The organism is Aliihoeflea sp. PC F10.4 (assembly GCF_054612275.1).
This window is the reverse complement of record NZ_JBTSWH010000001.1, coordinates 2,687,186-2,704,187: the sequence shown is the minus strand read 5'-3', so window position 1 is coordinate 2,704,187 and position 17,002 is coordinate 2,687,186. Positions and strand designations below refer to the sequence as shown.

The 17,002-nt window shown below is 62.0% G+C and carries 17 protein-coding genes and 1 tRNA gene; 8 read left to right on the top strand and 10 right to left on the bottom strand.

The features are described from left to right. Positions 1-113 precede the first annotated feature (113 nt). From ACX82Z_RS13620 to ACX82Z_RS13610, 3 genes are all read right to left on the bottom strand, one after another. Positions 114-190: transfer RNA gene (locus tag ACX82Z_RS13620), tRNA-Arg, on the bottom strand. Positions 191-353: 163 nt separating this feature from the next. Beyond that, on the bottom strand, positions 354-1,844 hold the full coding sequence (locus ACX82Z_RS13615) for a sensor histidine kinase (RefSeq protein WP_459589567.1): 1,491 nt from the start codon (positions 1,842-1,844) through the stop codon (positions 354-356). A 99-nt stretch (positions 1,845-1,943) separates the two neighbouring features. Next, positions 1,944-2,690, bottom strand: coding sequence for a TVP38/TMEM64 family protein (locus ACX82Z_RS13610; RefSeq protein WP_459589565.1), 747 nt, complete (start codon positions 2,688-2,690; stop codon positions 1,944-1,946). Positions 2,691-2,934: 244 nt separating this feature from the next. Between ACX82Z_RS13610 and rpmH the strand changes: the two genes are divergently transcribed. From rpmH to ACX82Z_RS13575, 7 genes are all read left to right on the top strand, one after another. Further along, positions 2,935-3,069, top strand: coding sequence for a 50S ribosomal protein L34 (gene rpmH / locus ACX82Z_RS13605; protein ID WP_459589563.1), 135 nt, complete (start codon positions 2,935-2,937; stop codon positions 3,067-3,069). A gap of 18 nt (positions 3,070-3,087) precedes the next feature. After that, positions 3,088-3,426, top strand: coding sequence for a ribonuclease P protein component (gene rnpA / locus ACX82Z_RS13600; protein WP_459589561.1), 339 nt, complete (start codon positions 3,088-3,090; stop codon positions 3,424-3,426). Positions 3,427-3,447: 21 nt separating this feature from the next. Further along, on the top strand, positions 3,448-5,283 hold the full coding sequence (yidC, locus tag ACX82Z_RS13595; RefSeq protein ID WP_459589559.1) for a membrane protein insertase YidC: 1,836 nt from the start codon (positions 3,448-3,450) through the stop codon (positions 5,281-5,283). 121 nt (positions 5,284-5,404) lie between these two features. Continuing rightward, positions 5,405-5,965 (top strand): fasciclin domain-containing protein, encoded by a 561-nt coding sequence (locus ACX82Z_RS13590; protein ID WP_459589557.1) that lies wholly within the window; start codon positions 5,405-5,407, stop codon positions 5,963-5,965. Between the two features lie 167 nt (positions 5,966-6,132). Beyond that, the gene (yihA, locus tag ACX82Z_RS13585; RefSeq protein WP_459911794.1) at positions 6,133-6,735 is read left to right on the top strand and encodes a ribosome biogenesis GTP-binding protein YihA/YsxC; all 603 of its coding nucleotides are present in this window, start codon (positions 6,133-6,135) and stop codon (positions 6,733-6,735) included. Between the two features lie 11 nt (positions 6,736-6,746). After that, a complete protein-coding gene (locus ACX82Z_RS13580) occupies positions 6,747-8,027 on the top strand; it encodes an amidohydrolase family protein (RefSeq protein ID WP_459589555.1) in 1,281 nt (426 codons plus the stop codon). 11 nt (positions 8,028-8,038) lie between these two features. After that, the gene (locus ACX82Z_RS13575; RefSeq protein WP_459589553.1) at positions 8,039-8,302 is read left to right on the top strand and encodes a hypothetical protein; all 264 of its coding nucleotides are present in this window, start codon (positions 8,039-8,041) and stop codon (positions 8,300-8,302) included. Here the strand turns inward: ACX82Z_RS13575 and ACX82Z_RS13570 are convergent, their stop codons facing one another. The 7 genes from ACX82Z_RS13570 to ACX82Z_RS13540 form a co-directional block, all read right to left on the bottom strand. Continuing rightward, positions 8,303-8,641, bottom strand: coding sequence for a formate dehydrogenase subunit delta (locus ACX82Z_RS13570; protein ID WP_459589552.1), 339 nt, complete (start codon positions 8,639-8,641; stop codon positions 8,303-8,305). Then, a complete protein-coding gene (gene fdhD, locus ACX82Z_RS13565) occupies positions 8,631-9,455 on the bottom strand; it encodes a formate dehydrogenase accessory sulfurtransferase FdhD (RefSeq protein ID WP_459589550.1) in 825 nt (274 codons plus the stop codon). The genes ACX82Z_RS13570 and fdhD overlap by 11 nt, the downstream gene beginning before the upstream one ends. A 1-nt stretch (position 9,456) precedes the next feature. Next, entirely contained in the window at positions 9,457-12,336 is a 2,880-nt protein-coding gene (gene fdhF, locus ACX82Z_RS13560; RefSeq protein ID WP_459589548.1) for a formate dehydrogenase subunit alpha, read from the bottom strand. Positions 12,337-12,346: 10 nt separating this feature from the next. Further along, positions 12,347-12,556 (bottom strand): DUF4287 domain-containing protein, encoded by a 210-nt coding sequence (locus ACX82Z_RS13555; protein ID WP_459589546.1) that lies wholly within the window; start codon positions 12,554-12,556, stop codon positions 12,347-12,349. Beyond that, positions 12,553-14,109 (bottom strand): formate dehydrogenase beta subunit, encoded by a 1,557-nt coding sequence (locus ACX82Z_RS13550; RefSeq protein ID WP_459589544.1) that lies wholly within the window; start codon positions 14,107-14,109, stop codon positions 12,553-12,555. Before ACX82Z_RS13550 ends, ACX82Z_RS13555 begins: the two co-directional genes overlap by 4 nt. Then, positions 14,106-14,585: a formate dehydrogenase subunit gamma gene (locus ACX82Z_RS13545; protein ID WP_459589542.1), complete on the bottom strand. Its 480-nt coding sequence runs from the start codon at positions 14,583-14,585 to the stop codon at positions 14,106-14,108. Before ACX82Z_RS13545 ends, ACX82Z_RS13550 begins: the two co-directional genes overlap by 4 nt. A gap of 98 nt (positions 14,586-14,683) precedes the next feature. Continuing rightward, positions 14,684-15,610 (bottom strand): LysR family transcriptional regulator, encoded by a 927-nt coding sequence (locus tag ACX82Z_RS13540; RefSeq protein ID WP_459589540.1) that lies wholly within the window; start codon positions 15,608-15,610, stop codon positions 14,684-14,686. Positions 15,611-15,727: 117 nt separating this feature from the next. Here ACX82Z_RS13540 and ACX82Z_RS13535 point away from each other — a divergent pair, with 117 nt between their 5' ends. Continuing rightward, complete coding sequence (locus tag ACX82Z_RS13535) at positions 15,728-16,975, top strand: sensor domain-containing diguanylate cyclase (protein ID WP_459589538.1); 1,248 nt, start codon at positions 15,728-15,730, stop codon at positions 16,973-16,975. The last annotated feature ends 27 nt before the right edge of the window (positions 16,976-17,002 follow it).

The following is a 17,002-nucleotide window of genomic DNA, read 5'->3' as shown; positions in this document are numbered from 1 at the left end:
TCCGCGCCTTTCCGAAAGAAAAACCCCAGACTAAACCCCAGACTAAAGTGGATTTTTATGTTGGGGAGATGCGGCGGAGAAGCCAGAAAATAACGTATTTTCAGAGAGTTAAATGGCGCGCCCGAAAGGATTCGAACCTCTGACCCCCAGATTCGTAGTCTGGTGCTCTATCCAGCTGAGCTACGGGCGCGCATCGATCAAAAGACCGCTGGAACCGGCGAACCGGCACCGAAGTGGCCGTTACCTAGCCAGTGAAACGATCAATTGCAAGCGCCTTTGGAGAAAAATGAGCCGTCGGCCTCATTCCGCTTCGGCAAGTGCGCACGAGCGACAAACGCGATATCCGCGAAAGTTCAGGCTGGCTTGCGGATCGCTTTTCGCGCCTGGTCGAGCGCGATCGGCTGATCGGGGATCGAAATCTCGAAAACCGTTCGCCCGCCGCGCGTTTCAACGAGTTCGATGGTGCCCGAATGCGCCTGAACGAGTTCCTGTGCGACGGCAAGGCCGAGGCCCGTTCCGCCGCTGCGGGCGGCCCCGCGAAAGGCGGCGAAGAGATTGTCGCGCGCCCGTTTGGGCAGGCCCGGCCCGGTATCTTCCACGCGGATCTTCGACACGGTGCCCTCTCGCACGGCGCCGATCGTCAGGCGCTTTACGATTGCACCTTGATCATCGGTCTGCATGGCCTGAAAGGCGTTTCGCGCAAGATTGGAAAGCACACGAAAAAGCTGGTCTGGATCGGCGTCGACTTCCATCTGGACATCGACTTCATTGACGAACGAGACCTCGCTATCGGACGCAATTCCTAAGACGTCGCCGACTTCCTCAGCCATCTGGCGCAGCCTGAGCCTGCGCCGTGACGGCGGCGCCTCCTGCGTGCGGCCATAGGCGAGCACGCCTTCGGAATATGAAACCGCACGGTCGAGCGTACGTACCAGCTTCGGCACGAAAGACTGGACGGTGGGATTGTCGATCAGACGCAGCCGGTCCGACAAAAGTTGGGCGGCAGCGAGCATGTTGCGCATGTCGTGGTTGATTTTCGAAACGGCGAGGCCGAGCGCGGCGAGATGGCGCTGCTCGCCGATTGTTTGTTGCAACTGGCCCTGCATGCCGGCAAGTTCGCGCTGCGCGATGCCGATCTCGTCGGTTCGCCGCTCCGGCCGGATGATGCGGGCCGGATCGTCGGGCTTTTCGGAAAAGGCGAGCATCGATCTTGTCATGCTGCGAATGGGCCGGATCATCATCCGGTCGATCGCCCAGAAGACCAGCGCGGCGGTAATAATCGAGATGATGAGCGACAGGATGGCGACATTGTAGGCGAAAACGAGCATCGCGTCGCGCAGGCCCGCATCGGGGATGAGTAGTTCGAATTCCTTGTCGCTGTCGCCGACGGGGCCATAGACGCGAAGTATGCGATCGCCGCCATCGAATATCGTCGAGATCGCATCGGGAATCGAGGTGAGGGGCGTCGCGGAGGCCAACTCCACGTGCTCGTCGACCTGAGGTGGCATTTCGGCTGCGATCAGAAGTTGCGACATACCCTCCTCGCGCACCGCGACGGCCTTGGCGCCGAGCGCGGCGAGAAGATCGTCCTGCGTCTGGCGTGAGAGGTTCGACCCGCCTTCGTCGACGAGAACGGTGGCGACGGCCGCCGCGTTGCTCAGTCGCTCCTCAAGCCAGCGCAGGCGGAAGTCCGCGATCGACGGAATAAGAATCAGCACCGAGGCGGTCATCACGAAAAGCATCGTCAAGATGAGCAACTTGGTCGACAGGCCGCGACCAAGCGCAACGCCGGGCTGGGCGTTTCGCAGCTTGTCCTGATTGCTGTCCTCGTCGATCCCCGTCAAGCGCGCTGCCTTTGAGTAACGGCCTCCTCGACCAAATAGGATGCGGCCGTGCGTTTTCCAAATATACGAGGGGAAGAGAAGATTGGTTTCTGACGCGCCTTATCGAGCGCCCGAGTTCTCTTTTGCGCCCACCCGGCGCGTCCACCAGGTTTTCAGCATCGCCGCGACGATCGCCATGAGCGCCAGCGCGCCGAGCGCCAGCGTTATCTGCGGCGTGACGACATCCGCGAGCGTTGGAGGTCGTCCTGCCGCCTCCGCGCTGTCGAGAACGCGATCGATGCCTTGTCCGAGAAAGGCAAGCGTGACCGTCCCGGGCAGGATTCCCAGAAACGTCGTCGCGACATAGGTGGCGAGCCGCACCTTGAAGAATGCCGGAGCAACATTGACGATGAAGAACGGGAAGAGTGGCGTCAGCCGAAGGACGAGAAGATAGACGAAAGCGTCGTTCTCGAAGCCTTGCGAAAGCGCGGCAATGCGCCCTTTCAGGCGATTGCGAAGACCGTCGCCGGCTGCCGAGCGGGCGGCGAGGAAAACGAGTGTGGCGCCCAGCGTCGCCGACAGGGCGACGACGATGCTGGCGGTCACCCAGCCGAACAGGAAGCCGCCGAAGACGGTCAGCACGCCGGCGACCGGCAGCGCGAATGCCGTGACGATCATGTAGAAAAGGCCGTAGATCGCGGGGCCGAAAGCACCGAGATTTGCGACTTCCGCTTCCAGATACTGCTGGTGGGACGCCAGCCTGGCGAAACTCAGATGATCCTGAAGGCCAAGCGCATAGGCTGTCGCAAGCCCTGCGGCGATGATAAGAAACGGAAGAAAGCGCAGGAACGACCGGGTCGTGATCATGATAGGCGTTCTCGCTCCCTGGCGCTCGACCGGCGAAGCGTGTTCGTCGCCTCTCGCTGTTTGGCACCGCGCATGGAGGCGCGCAAGACGCGCCGCGTGATTGACTCGCGCCGGGCTTGTCCCTATAAGCCGCCACACGCTCGGGCCTGGGTTCCGGCGCGATTTTTCTCGCGTACGGCCGGCCGAAGCTCCTCGTCCTATGAGACAGCTATCAAGAAGGGCCGCACGCCGCGGTATTAAATAAATGAAGCGCACCTATCAGCCGTCCAAACTCGTCCGTAAGCGCCGTCACGGTTTCCGTGCGCGCATGGCCACCAAGGGTGGTCAAAAGGTCATTGCCGCTCGTCGTTCGCGTGGCCGCAAGCGTCTGTCCGCCTGATCGAGTGGCGGCCGGACATTGACCGACCGGCCCAAGGGCAAGCACCCGGCGCGCTTGAAGAAGCGTGCCCAGTTTCTGGCCGTTCGCCGGGGCGAGAAGCGCCGGGGGCGGCTTTTTCTTGTCGAGGCGCTGCGGCGTGACGACGCGGGCGAGCCGCAGCTTGGCCTTACGGTTACCAAAAAGGTCGGCAATGCCGTGGTCCGCAACAGGATCAGACGTCGGCTTAAGGAAGCGGTCCGTGTCCATGCGGTGCGTGACATGACGCCCGGCACCGATTATGTCGTCGTCGGTCGCCGCGAACTGCTCAAAACGCCGTTCGATGAATTGAAGGCCGAACTCTCCCGCCGGTTTCGGTAAGGCGGGGATAGGGATTCCTTGATGGAAAACAATCGCAATTTCTTCATCACGATCGCGCTGTCCATCGTGATCCTGACGCTCTGGCAGGTGTTCTACATGAACCCCCGCATCGAAGCGCAGCGCGAGGCCGCCGAGATCGAGGCACAGCGCACCCAGCAGACGCAAGCGACGCCGGGTCCGGCGGGCGGCCAGACAGGCGATGGAGAAATTCCCAGTGCCGGTGCCACGGGTTCGCAGGCGACCGTTCCGGGAAGCGGCGGCGGCGCAAGCGCACCGGTCAATCGTCAGGGCGCACTTTCTGAGACGGGTCGCGTCACGATCGACACGCCGCGCCTTTCCGGCTCCATCAACCTGACCGGCGCGCGGATCGACGACCTCCTGCTCAAGGATTATCGCGTTACCGTCGAGCCGAACTCGCCCAATATCGAGCTTTTGAACCCGTCCGCGCTCGCCGATGGCTACTACGCCGAAATCGGATATGTCGGTCAGGCGAATGCAGGTGACGTGCCCGGTCCGCAGACCGTGTGGAGCGTCGAGGGCAATCCGCAGCTCACGCAGGACAGCCCTGTCACGTTGACCTACACCAACGATGTGGGCCTGACCTTCGCGCGCACGATCGCCGTCGATGCGGACTATATGTTCACCATCAGCGATACGGTCGCCAATGAGGGCGAAGAGCCGGTCGAACTGATGAATTACGGCCGCATCACGCGCGTTGGCACGCCGAACATCGCAGGCATTTTCGTTCTGCACGAAGGCCTCATCGGCGTCACCGGCACCGAGGGTCTCCAGGAAATCGACTACTCGACGCTTGCCGAAGAGCGCCAGATCACGCCCGGCCGCAGCGACGACGGCTGGCTCGGCATCACCGACAAATACTGGGCCGTCGCGCTCGTTCCGCCGTCCGGTCAGTCCTTCCAGCCGCGCTACTCCTTTTTCGACGACGGGCGCGTGCGCTATCAGGCCGACTATCTGTCGGACGCGCTCGCCATCGCACCCGGCCAGTCCTCGACGATTGAAAGCCGCGTCTTCGCAGGTGCCAAGGTCGTCGGCGTCATCGACGCTTATGAGGAGGCTCATGGCATCCGCCAGTTCGAGCTTCTGATCGACTGGGGCTGGTTCTATTTCATCACCAAGCCGATGTTCTTCGTCATCGACTGGTTCTTCCGTCTGTTCGGCAATTTCGGTGTCGCCATCCTCGCGACCACCGTCCTCGTCAAGCTGATCTTCTTCCCGCTCGCCAACAAGTCCTACGTGTCGATGGCGAACATGAAGAAGGTGCAGCCCAAGCTGATGGAAATCCGCGAGAAATACGCGGACGACAAGATGAAGCAGCAGCAGGAGATGATGGCGCTCTACAAGGAGGAGAAGATCAATCCGATCGCCGGCTGCTGGCCGATCCTCCTGCAGATCCCGGTCTTTTTCGCGCTCTATAAGGTGATCTACGTGACGATCGAAATGCGTCACGCGCCGTTCTTCGGCTGGATCAACGACCTGTCGGCGCCAGATCCGACGTCGCTGTTCAACCTGTTCGGACTGTTGCCTTACGATGTGCCGGGCTTCCTGCTCATCGGCATCTGGCCGATCATCATGGGCATCACGATGTTCCTGCAAATGCGCATGAACCCGACGCCGCCCGATCCGACGCAGGCGATGATCTTCAACTGGATGCCAGTCGTTTTCACCTTCATGCTGGCGACGTTCCCGGCGGGTCTCGTGATCTACTGGGCGTGGAACAACACCCTGTCCGTTCTTCAGCAGGGCCTGATCATGAAGCGCCAGGGCGCGAAGATCGAGCTTTGGGACAATCTGATCGGCATCTTCAAAAAGAAGAAGAACGACCAGCCGGCCGAATAATCGAAAAGCCCCGCCTCGAGCGGGGCTTTTTTCTAACGTAACGACAAGGTTCTGAAACTTTCCCTTTGCGGCTGCGTGCCTGCTTCCGTCCAGTTCATTTCAATTCAACGGGAGAGGCATCATGAAATCATTTTCCATCAAGGCGCTCGCCATGACGGCGGTTATCGCATTCGCAGCGCCGGCCATGGCGCAGATGGCGCAGGAAAACCCGACGGTCGGCGGTGCGCCGATGCTGGTGGAACGCAACATCGTCGAAAACGCCGTCAATTCGCCGGTTCACACCACGCTCGTCGCGGCCGTTCAGGCGGCTGACCTTGCCGGCACGCTGTCCGGCCCGGGACCGTTCACCGTCTTCGCTCCGGTCAACGACGCCTTCGCAATGCTCCCCGCCGGAACGGTGGAGACGTTGTTGCAGCCCGAGAACAAGGATCAGCTCGTTGCGGTGCTGACCTATCATGTGGTGCCGGGCAATTTGACCGGCTCCGAACTGCTTCGCCGTGCAAATGCCGGTGGCGCGGAAGCGCAACTGACGACCGTTCAGGGCGAAGCGCTGACAGTCGTGCCGTCCGGCCGCGGGATTGCCGTCATGGATGGGAACGGAACGACCAGCGTCGTCACGACGGCGGACGTCAGGCAGTCGAACGGCGTCATTCACGTCGTCAATCGCGTCCTTCTTCCCTGATCGGTTCGAGATCGTAAGGCCGGCGCTGACATCGGCGCCGGCTTTTCCTTGACAAGAACGTGCGAACGCTCAATGCCTGCCGACCATAGGCATGGAGATGGTACTTTGAGCGAGATGACGAACGATGCGGACGGGGCGGTAGAAGCGCCGCCTTTTCCCGGGACTGGATTTTCATTCGCGGCGTGCCCGCCATGAAGTTCCTGCCGCCCGAAGGGCCGCCGGAGATCGCGTTTGCCGGCCGCTCGAATGTCGGCAAGTCGTCGCTGATCAACGCGCTTGTGGCCAAGAAAGGGCTGGCCCGCACCTCGAACACGCCCGGCCGCACGCAGGAACTGAACTATTTCGTGCCGGAGGGTCATTCGGGCGAGGCAGGCGACCTGCCGCCCATGGCGCTGGTGGACATGCCCGGCTACGGCTTCGCCAAGGCGCCGAAGGCGCAGGTCGATGCGTGGACGAAGCTGGTCTTCGACTATCTGAAGGGGCGCGTGACGCTGAAGCGCGTCTATCTGCTCATCGATTCCCGTCACGGCATCAAGAAGAACGACGAAGAGGTCATGGACCTGCTCGACAAGGCGGCAGTGTCCTATCAGGTCGTCCTGACGAAGACCGACAAGATCAAGGAAGCAGGCGTCCAGCCATTGATCGACGACACGCTCGTCCGCATCAAGAGGCGGGCGGCGGCGTTTCCCGTAGTGCTCGCCACCTCGTCTGAAAAAACGGGCGGTATCGAAGAGCTTCGCGCCGCCGTCATGATCGCGACATCGAACTGAAGGGGCCAGCGATGGAATTGGACCTGATCGTCAAGGGCGGAACGCTGCCGGACGGACGCGTTGCAGATATCGGCATCGCAGGTGATCGTATCGCGGCCATCGAACCACGGATCGAAGCGAGTTCGCGTGAGGTTATCGACGCTGCGGGCGATCTCGTTTCGCCGCCCTTCGTCGATCCGCATTTCCATATGGATGCGACGCTTTCCTATGGCACGCCGCGCATCAACGCGTCGGGAACCCTGCTCGAAGGCATCGGCCTGTGGGGCGAGCTAAAGCCGCTTTTGACCCATGAGGCGGTGAAGGAGCGCGCGCTTGCCTATTGCGACTGGGCCGTGTCGATGGGCCTGCTCGCCATTCGCACGCATGTCGACACTTGCGATGACCGGCTTCTGGCGGTGGAAGCGTTGCTCGACGTGAAGAAGGCGGTAGCGCCCTATCTCGATCTCCAACTCGTCGCCTTTCCGCAGGATGGGTTTTATCGTGACCCGACAGCGCGGGACAACACCATCCGCGCGCTCGATATGGGCGTCGAGGTGGTCGGCGGTATTCCGCATTTCGAGCGCACCATGGAAGATGGCCGCCGCTCCGTCACCGAGCTTTGCGAAATCGCGGCGCAACGTGGCCTCAGGGTCGATATGCATTGCGACGAGACGGACGATCCGATGTCGCGCCACATCGAGCAACTCGCCTATGAGGCGCAGCGGCTCGGCTTGCAGGGCAGGGTGAATGGTTCGCACCTGACCTCCATGCATTCGATGGACAATTACTACGTTTCCAAGCTCCTGCCGCTGATCGCCGAGGCCGGCGTTTCGGCCGTGCCCAATCCGCTCATCAACATCGTGATCCAAGGGCGCCACGACACCTACCCCAAGCGCCGGGGCATGACACGCGTCCCTGAAATGCTGAAGGCGGGCATTCGCGTCGGCTTCGGTCAGGATTGCGTGCTCGATCCGTGGTATCCGCTTGGAACGGCCGACATGCTCGACGTCGCCTTCATGGGTCTTCACGTCGCTCAGATGACGAGCCCTGCCGACATGCGCCGTTGTTTCGACATGGTGACCGCCGAGAATGCAGCCATTCTCGGTCTGGAGAATTATGGTATCGAAGTCGGCAAGATGGCGAGCCTCGTGGTTCTCGATGCTGGCGATCCGATCGAAGCGATCAGGCTGCGACCGGACCGTCTGGCAGTCGTCTCGAAAGGCAAGATCGTCTCCCGGCAGGCGCGTAACGATGCGCAACTCGGCATTAGCGGTCGCCCGGCGCGGGTGAGGCGTCGGCATCGGGCCGCATGAAAGGTCCTAACATGAAAGTCGCAGTCTTAGCCTGTCTTGCCTTGACCCTTGCAGCCTGCACGACGATGAGCGCCGAAGAGCGCCGCGCCTTGGATGAAGAAAACTGCCGGTCCTATGGTTTCCGCGCGGGTACGGATGCGTTCGCCGCATGTCTCCAGCGCATCGATCTCGATCGCCGGGCCGATTTCCGGGCGAACCGCGCCGAATTCGACCGCTGGGCGAACCAACCGACGGTCATCTATCGTCCGGTCTACGTACCTGTTCGCCGCAACTGATCAGCCTTGAGAGGCGGCGATGCGGGATTTGGTTTCGCCCGCTTCCTCGCCCTTGTCGCCCGGCACGCCCGCATTCGCCTGAACGGACTGCTGAGCGCTCACCGGCTCGCCCGGCCGGCGGATCGTCGGCACGGCATCGAGGACGAGCTGTTTGAACCCTTCGCCTCCCGCATCCAGTATGTCGAAGAACTGGCCGCGCATGCGCGGCTCCCAGAACTTGTTGATGTGTTCGGCAACGCCCGCGACACCAAGATCGTATGGTTTCGACTCGAAAAAGGTCGCGATCTGGTTCGCCATGCGGATCAGCTTGATGTTGCGGTCGGCACGATCATGCGACATGGCGCTTGCCTTCGAAAGTGACGCGTTCTGGGTGGGTGAAGACATCGAACTCCGACCCGCGAACCAGCGCGACCAGCGTCATGCCGGCATCTTCCGCTGTGCGGATCGCAAGTGCGGTCGGGGCCGACACGGCGATGATGAAGGATGCGCCGATTGAGGCCGTCTTCTGCACCATCTCGACGGACACGCGCGAGGTGACGACGACCGCGCCGTCTTGCCCCTCGACGGCCATCTTCGCCAATGCGCCAGCGAGCTTGTCGAGCGCGTTGTGGCGGCCGACATCCTCGCGTGCCGCGACGACGCCTTTTTCGGCAACGAAGAACCCTGCGGCATGGACTGCCCCGGTCTGGCGATGAAACGTCTGGTGCGCCGATAGCTGCTCGACCGCGCGTGTGATCTCGTCCGCCGAAAGCGTAAGCGCCGACTTTCCGACCGCATCGACCGAGCGCATCGCCTCGTCGATGGATTCGATACCGCACAGCCCGCATCCGACCGGCCCGGCGAGACGGCGGCGGCGAGCCTCAAACTTGCGGTTCGCCTGGTCTTTCAAGCGGATCTGGATGTCGATGCCCGCGCCCGCATCGATTACGTCGAACGCTTCGACTTCATCGGGATGATCGATAATGCCTTCGGTGATCGAAAAGCCGAGCGCGAAATCTTCGAGGTCGGCCGGCGAGGCCATCATCACCGCATGGGTCGTGCCGCCATAGGAAAGCGCGACGGGCGTTTCTTCCGGAACAGCGCGCTCGGCGGTCGTCGTCCCGCTGGTGCGATGGGCGACGCGTGCGCGGGCGGTAAGGGCAGGGCGAGTCATATTATTCCGCCGCTTCCAGCGGTCGCTCGATCTGGCGCGAGCGGCGCGACAGGTCTTCGTAGTCCTCCTGCCATTCCGATGGCCCGTTCGACGGGTTCACCTGCACCGCCGTCACCTTGTATTCGGGACAGTTCGTCGCCCAGTCGGAGAAGTCGGTGGTGATCACGTTGGCCTGCGTCTCGGGATGGTGGAAGGTTGTGTAAACGACGCCGGGCGCGACCTTTTCGGTGATGGTCGCGCGCAATGTCGTCTCGCCGGAACGCGAGGCAAGCCGCACCCAGTCGCCCTCGCGCACGCCGCGCTGTTCGGCGTCATGCGGGTGGATTTCCAGAATGTCTTCTCCATGCCAAACGACATTTTCGGTCCGCCGCGTCTGCGCGCCGACATTGTACTGGGAAAGGATGCGGCCCGTCGTCAAAAGAAGCGGGAAGCGCGGCCCGGTTTTTTCGTCCGTCGCGACATATTCGGTGCGGATGAACTTGCCCTTGCCGCGCACGAAACCGTCGACATGCATGATCGGCGTGCCTTCCGGCGCGGTCTCGTTGCAGGGCCACTGCACCGAACCCATCTTTTCCAGATAGTCGTAGGAGACATTTGCGAAAGCGGGCGTCGTCTTCGCGATCTCGTCCATGATTTGCGACGGATGCGCATAGACCCAGTTCAGCCCCATCGCCTGCGCGAGATTTTGCGTGACCTCCCAATCGGCCATGCCGTTCTTCGGCGTCATCACGCGGCGCACGCGGTTGATGCGGCGCTCGGCATTGGTGAAGGTGCCGTCCTTTTCGAGGAAGGTGGAGCCGGGCAGGAACACATGCGCGTAGCGCGCCGTCTCGTTGAGAAAGAGGTCCTGCACCACCACGCATTCCATGGCTTCGAGACCGGCCGAAACGTGCTTGGTATCGGGATCGGACTGGAGAATATCCTCGCCTTGAATGTAGATGCCCTTGAACGTGCCGTCGACGGCGGCGTCGAGCATGTTGGGGATGCGCAGGCCCGGCTCGTTATCGAGCTTCGCACCCCAGAGCGCTTCATAGATGTCACGTACCGCATCGCCGGAGATGTGGCGGTAGCCCGGCAGTTCGTGCGGGAACGAGCCCATGTCGCACGCGCCCTGAACGTTATTCTGGCCACGAAGCGGATTCACGCCGACGCCGCGCCGGCCGATATTGCCGGTCGCCATGGCAAGGTTTGCGATCGCCATGACGGTGGTCGAACCTTGGCTATGTTCGGTGACGCCGAGGCCGTAATAGATCGCGCCATTGCCGCCGGTGGCGTAGAGCCGCGCGGCTTCGCGGATACGTTCCGCCGGAACGCCCGAAAGCTTCTCGATTTCTTCCGGCGAATGGCGTTCATCGGCGACGAACGACGCCCAGTCTTCGAACTCCGACCAGTCGCAGCGTTCGCGGATGAACGCCTCGTCAAACAGCCCTTCGGTAACGATGACGTGGGCGAGCGAGGTGATGACGGCGACGTTCGTGCCGGGCTTCAACGGCAGATGGACGTCGGCCTTCGCGTGGACGGAATCGACGGTCTCCGTTCGGCGCGGATCGAGAACGATCAGCTTTGCGCCCTGCCGGATGCGCTTTTTCATGCGCGAGGCGAAAACCGGGTGCGCCGCCGACGGGTTTGCGCCGATCACCATGATGACGTCGGTATCCTCGACGGAATCGAAATCCTGCGTACCGGCCGAGGTGCCGTAGGTCTGGCCGAGGCCATAGCCGGTTGGCGAGTGGCAGACGCGTGCGCAGGTATCGACATTGTTGTTGCCGAAGCCCTGCCGGATCAGCTTCTGCACGAGATAGGTTTCCTCGTTCGTACAGCGCGACGAGGTGATGCCGCCGATGGCTGTGCGCCCGTATTGATACTGGATACGCCGGAACTCGCCCGCGACATGCGCGAACGCTTCCTCCCACGAAACTTCACGCCACGGATCGGTGATCTTCTCGCGGATCATCGGGCTGGTGATGCGGTCCTTGTGGGTCGAATAGCCATAGGCGAAGCGGCCCTTGACGCAGGAATGGCCGCGATTGGCCTTGCCGTCCTTCCACGGCACCATGCGCACCAGTTCCTCGCCGCGCATCTCTGCCTTGAACGAGCAGCCGACGCCGCAATAGGCGCAGGTCGTGACGACCGAATGCTCCGGCTGGCCGATTTCGATGACCGACTTTTCCGTCAGCGTAGCGGTCGGGCAGGCCTGAACGCAGGCACCGCAGGAAACGCACTCCGACGACAGGAAGCTTTCGTGCATTCCGGGCGAGACGCGACTGTCGAAGCCGCGCCCCTCGATCGTCAGCGCGAAGGTACCTTGCACCTCCTCGCATGCCCGCACGCAGCGCGAGCACACGATGCATTTCGACGGATCGTAGGTGAAATAGGGATTGCTCTCGTCCTTCGGCATGTAGCGGAAATTCGCCGCATCGTCATGCTTGCGGAAAACGTGATTGTCGCCCTCATAGCCATAGCGCACGTCGCGCAGGCCGACCGCGCCGGCCATGTCCTGCAATTCGCAATCGCCGTTTGCAGCGCAGGTCAGACAGTCGAGCGGGTGGTCGGAGATGTAAAGCTCCATCACGCCACGGCGAATGTCCTTCAGCCGCCCCGTCTGCGTGTGCACGACCATGCCAGGTGCAACGGGCGTCGTGCAGGAGGAGGGGGTGCCGTTTCGTCCCTCGATCTCGACGAGGCAAAGCCGGCACGAGCCGAAGGCGTCGACCATGTCGGTGGCGCACAGTTTCGGGATCGCGATGCCCGCCTCCATCGAGGCACGCATGACCGACGTGCCTTCTGGCACGGTGATCTCGCGCCCGTCGACGGTCAGCGTGATCTGCTCTTCGGCCTTGGACGCCGGTGTGCCGTAGTCGATTTCGGTGATGAGACCCATGAAACGTCTCCTAGCTTTTCTTTTCGGCCAATGTGTGGGCGACCAATGCATTGGCGTGACCATGGCCGAGATTGTGCTCGTTTTTCAGCCAGTTCACGATTTCCATGTGCTTCATGCCGTCCTGCTGCTGGATCAACTCCTGCCAGTGTCCGATCGGCTGGCCATAGGTCTTTTCGATCGAAGGAAAGTAGGAGGTTGGACCTTTGATCTTGTCGCTCATTCGGCCGCCTCCCGCATTTCGCGCGGCTCGAAATCTTCCGGAAAGTGCGTCATCGCGCTCATGACGGGATAGGGCGTGAAGCCGCCCAGCGCGCAAAGCGATCCGAATTTCATCGTGTTGCAAAGATCAGCGACGAGCGCGCGGTTCTTTTCCGGTTCGATACCGGCGGCCACCTTGTCGAGTGTTTCGACGCCGCGTGTCGAGCCGATGCGGCAGGGCGTGCACTTGCCGCAGGATTCGATGGCGCAGAATTCCATCGCGAACCGCGCCTGGGAAAGCATATCGGCACTGTCGTCGAAGACGGTGATGCCGGCATGGCCGATCAGTCCGTCTTTGGCCGCGAAGGCTTCGTAATCGAAGGGCGTGTCGAAAAGCGCGCGCGGGAAATACGCGCCGAGCGGCCCGCCCACCTGCACGGCCTTCACCGGCCGGCCACTCGCTGTGCCGCCGCCGATCTCGTCAACGATTTCGCCGAGCGTCATGCCGAATGCGGCCTCGAACAAGCCGCCATGCTTCACGTTTCCGGCGATCTGAATCGGGATCGTGCCGCGCGAGCGCCCGAGGCCGAAATTCTTGTAGTGTTCCGCACCCTTGTCGAGAATGACCGGTACGGAGGCGAGCGAGATGACGTTATTGACGACGGTCGGCTTGCCGAACAACCCTTGCAGCGCCGGAAGCGGCGGCTTGGCGCGTACGACGCCGCGTTTGCCTTCCAGCGAGTTCAGGAGCGACGTTTCCTCGCCGCACACATAGGCGCCCGCGCCAACACGCACTTCCATGTCGAAAAGATGCTGCGAGCCGAGCACGTTCCAGCCAAGAACGCCTTCCTTGCGTGCGATGTCGATGGCGGCGCGCATCGCCGCAATCGCGTGGGGATATTCCGAACGGATATAGATGTACCCCTTGGTCGCACCCGTCGCGATGCCGGCGATGGCCATGCCTTCGATCAGGACGAACGGATCGCCTTCCATGATCATCCGGTCGGCGAAGGTGCCGCTGTCGCCCTCGTCGGCATTGCAGACGATATATTTGTTCGCGGCCTTGGCGTCGTGGACGGTCTGCCACTTGATGCCGGTCGGAAAGCCCGCGCCGCCGCGTCCGCGCAGGCCGGATTCGGTGACGATCTTGACGATGTCGAGCGGCGGCATCGCAACCGCTTTCTCAAGGCCGACGAGCCCGCCATGGGTGCGGTAATCGTCAAGCGAAAGCGGATCGATGATGCCGCAGCGTGCGAAGGTCAGCCGCGTCTGTTTCGCCAGAAACGGAATCTCTTCCGGCCGGCCAAGACGCTTTTCGTGAGCAGCGCCTTCGAGCAGTCCAGCGCCGAGCAACGAGCTGATCTCGGACGGTTTGACCGGACCATAGGCGATGCGCCCCGCATCGGTCGCGACCTCGACCATCGGCTCCAGCCAGTACATGCCGCGCGAGCCGGTGCGCACGATTTTCGCGTCCAGTCCACGCGCGTCGATTTCGGCCCGAAGCGCCTTTGCGACCTTTTCAGCCCCAAGCGCAATCGCACCTGAATCCTTCGGAACGTAGAGAACGGTGGTCATGCTCGTACCCCCGCCGCGATTTCCTCGATGGCATCCGCATCGAGGCGGCCGATCACCTCGCCGTCGACCATAGCCGCCGGAGCGCAGGCGCAAAGGCCGAGGCAGTAGACAGGTTCTAGTGTGACTGCGCCATCGGCCGAGGTTTCGTGAAAACCGATGCCCAGCAATTGCTTCATCTTCGCGGCGAGCGCGTCTCCGCCAACCGACTGGCAAGCTTCGGCACGGCACAGCTTGACGACGTGCCGGCCTGCCGGTTCGCGGCGGTAGTCGTGATAGAAGGTGACGACGCCGTGGACCTCCGCGCGGGAGAGATTCAACGCTTCGGCGATGACGGGCAGGCTGTCTTGCGGCACGTAGCCGAATTCGTCCTGAACGCCATGAAGAATGGGCAATAGAGGACCTTCGAGTTCCCTGAACTCGTCGATGATGGCAGCGGTCCGCGCTGCGACCTGGGTACCTGCTTGCTGCATCGTCATGCAGCGCCCTCCCTGATCAAGGCATATATGCGCTTTCTATTGAGCCGCATAAATATGCCGGAATCAATAAAGTGAAATCGTTGAACGATAGAGAAAATCTATCGCAACGTCTTTTGAGGGTATGGCATTCCGGCGGTTTCGAAATCGCCTGCCAGCGTCATCGCCTCTTCCAGAAGCGCCGCGACGAGTGGCGTATGCGGCTCGCGTTCGGCTGCGACGAGCCCGACGAGATGGCTGGCGTCCGGTTCAACGATCGGAACGGCGCGGATCGGCTCGGCGAAACCGAAGGTCTCGGCGAGGTTGAGCGGCATGATCGACGCCCATTTACCGGTGCGGATATGGGAGAAGAGCACGATCATCGAATTCGATTCCAGCGTCGGTCGGGCGGTGCTGCCCGCTTCGGCCAGATGCTGGTCGATGATGCGCCGGTTCTGCATGTCGGGCGTCAAAAGGCACAGAGGAACATTCGCGACTTCCGCCCATGTCACGGTCTCGCGGTCGGAAAATTCCGTGCCGGCGGCGGTGATAAGCTGGTAGCGCTCCGAATAAAGCGGCACGGAGATGACGCGGCCAAGCGGCTCGTTGTCGAGATAGGTGATGCCGACATCGATATCGAAATTCCCCAGCAGCGACAGGACTTCGATCGACGTGCGGGACAAGACGGAAAAGGTGACGCCCGGATGGCGCTCGCGAAACGGCGTCGTCAGGCGCGGGATCATGGCGAGCGCAGTCGGGATCGCTGCGATGCGAATGCGCCCCGAAAGCCCGTGCCGTGCCGCACGCATTTCCTCGCGCATGGTGCGCGAATCGCCGGTGATACGTCGCGCCCAGACAAGCACCTGCTCCCCTTCGGCCGTCAGGCCCTGAAAGCGCGAGCCGCGCTTGACGAGCATGACGCCGAGTTGATCCTCCAACTGTTTGATCGCCGCCGAAAGCGTCGGCTGGGTAATGCCCAGTTCCTCAGCGGCCCGGCCGAAATGTTGTGCCTTGGCCAGCGCGATGAAGAATTCGAGCTTGTCGATCATAATCTGTTTACCCAGAGCAATCGCAGCTTGTGGCCTTCGAGATTTGATATCGTCATAGTTGCGAGTTACGAACGGCCCTGTCGATCCAGGATGATCAGTCTCGCGTAGGAACTTTTCATGACCATGCCAGATATGACAGCCCTTTCTTCATCCGCGATCCGCGAGGAAGAGCGGCTCGCCGCCCTTCACCGCCTCGACATCATCGACACGCCGCAGGACCAGGCGTTCGAACGCATTACGCGACTGGTGCGGCGGATCATGGACATGCCGGTGGCCCTGGTGTCGTTGCTGGACGGTCACCGCCAGTGGAACAAAGCGTGCGACGGGCTGGATGGTGTCGAAGCCTTCGAACGACGTACTACGTTCTGCAACATCACGATCCAGCGCGCCGAGCCGCTTTTCGTGGAGGATGCGGAGAACGACCCGCGTTTTTCAGACAATATCTACGTAACCGGCGAGCCTTTCGTGCGCGCCTACGCCGGCGTGCCGCTTCAAACGCGAGAGGGTCACAATATCGGAACCCTGTGCGCGCTGTCATACGAGCCGAGAATATTCACTGAGCGTGAGCGCGAGATACTCTCCGATCTCGCAGACATCGCCATGGGCGAATTCGAGTTGCGCGTCATGGCGGGCGAGGATGTGCTGACGGGTGCGCTTTCGCGCCGCGCGTTCAAGGACGATTCGAGACGCGCATTGTCCATCGCGGAGCGGGCGGGTCATGCGCTCAGCGTCATCGTGTTGGACCTCGACCACTTCAAGAACGTCAACGACACCTATGGCCACGCGGCCGGCGATGAGGTGTTGAAATATGCGGCCGCCGCCTGTCGCGGGCTGCTGCGCCCGTCCGACATTTTCGGGCGGATCGGCGGCGAGGAATTCGCGCTCGTGCTCCCGCAGACGACAGCGCGAGGCGCGATGGCCGTCGCCGAGCGATTGCGCGAGACGATCGCAAGGCTGAAAATCGAAATCGGCGATGCGGCGATCTCGCCGACGGCCAGCTTCGGCGTTGCGACCAAGGGCGCAAGCGGTGGCGACACGGTCGATTCGCTGCTCGCAAACGCCGACCGCGCGCTCTATGAGGCGAAAGCGGCCGGTCGCAATCGCTGTATGTTTCGCAAAGGGTTGGGCGATACATTGCATGCCTCGCGCTCGGTGATGAAGGCCGGCATGATCCATTTCGATGGAGCCGAACCCGTCGCCTGTACGGTTCGCAGCCTGTCCGAGGCAGGCGCCGGCATCGACGTATGGAATGCCGACGGCCTGCCCGGCTCGTTCAGGCTGATGCTGCCGGCGGATGACGTCGAGCACGAATGCCGGGTCGTCGTGCGAACGGGCCGGCATGTCGAGGTCGAATTTACGGGCTGAACTGCCGATTTAACCCACGCCTTATGC

Excerpts from the sequence above, each read along its gene's own strand:
- ACX82Z_RS13580 (WP_459589555.1), top strand. The coding sequence starts at position 6,747 with ATGGAATTGGACCTGATCGTCAAGGGCGGAACGCTGCCGGACGGACGC.
- ACX82Z_RS13575 (WP_459589553.1), top strand. The coding sequence starts at position 8,039 with ATGAAAGTCGCAGTCTTAGCCTGTCTTGCCTTGACCCTTGCAGCCTGC.
- ACX82Z_RS13540 (WP_459589540.1), bottom strand. The coding sequence starts at position 15,610 with ATGATCGACAAGCTCGAATTCTTCATCGCGCTGGCCAAGGCACAACAT.
- fdhD (WP_459589550.1), bottom strand. The coding sequence starts at position 9,455 with ATGACTCGCCCTGCCCTTACCGCCCGCGCACGCGTCGCCCATCGCACC.
- ACX82Z_RS13555 (WP_459589546.1), bottom strand. The coding sequence starts at position 12,556 with ATGAGCGACAAGATCAAAGGTCCAACCTCCTACTTTCCTTCGATCGAA.
- ACX82Z_RS13570 (WP_459589552.1), bottom strand. The coding sequence starts at position 8,641 with ATGTCGCATGATCGTGCCGACCGCAACATCAAGCTGATCCGCATGGCG.
- ACX82Z_RS13590 (WP_459589557.1), top strand. The coding sequence starts at position 5,405 with ATGAAATCATTTTCCATCAAGGCGCTCGCCATGACGGCGGTTATCGCA.
- ACX82Z_RS13545 (WP_459589542.1), bottom strand. The coding sequence starts at position 14,585 with ATGACGATGCAGCAAGCAGGTACCCAGGTCGCAGCGCGGACCGCTGCC.
- fdhF (WP_459589548.1), bottom strand. The coding sequence starts at position 12,336 with ATGGGTCTCATCACCGAAATCGACTACGGCACACCGGCGTCCAAGGCC.
- ACX82Z_RS13610 (WP_459589565.1), bottom strand. The coding sequence starts at position 2,690 with ATGATCACGACCCGGTCGTTCCTGCGCTTTCTTCCGTTTCTTATCATC.
- rpmH (WP_459589563.1), top strand. The coding sequence starts at position 2,935 with ATGAAGCGCACCTATCAGCCGTCCAAACTCGTCCGTAAGCGCCGTCAC.
- ACX82Z_RS13550 (WP_459589544.1), bottom strand. The coding sequence starts at position 14,109 with ATGACCACCGTTCTCTACGTTCCGAAGGATTCAGGTGCGATTGCGCTT.
- yidC (WP_459589559.1), top strand. The coding sequence starts at position 3,448 with ATGGAAAACAATCGCAATTTCTTCATCACGATCGCGCTGTCCATCGTG.
- ACX82Z_RS13535 (WP_459589538.1), top strand. The coding sequence starts at position 15,728 with ATGACCATGCCAGATATGACAGCCCTTTCTTCATCCGCGATCCGCGAG.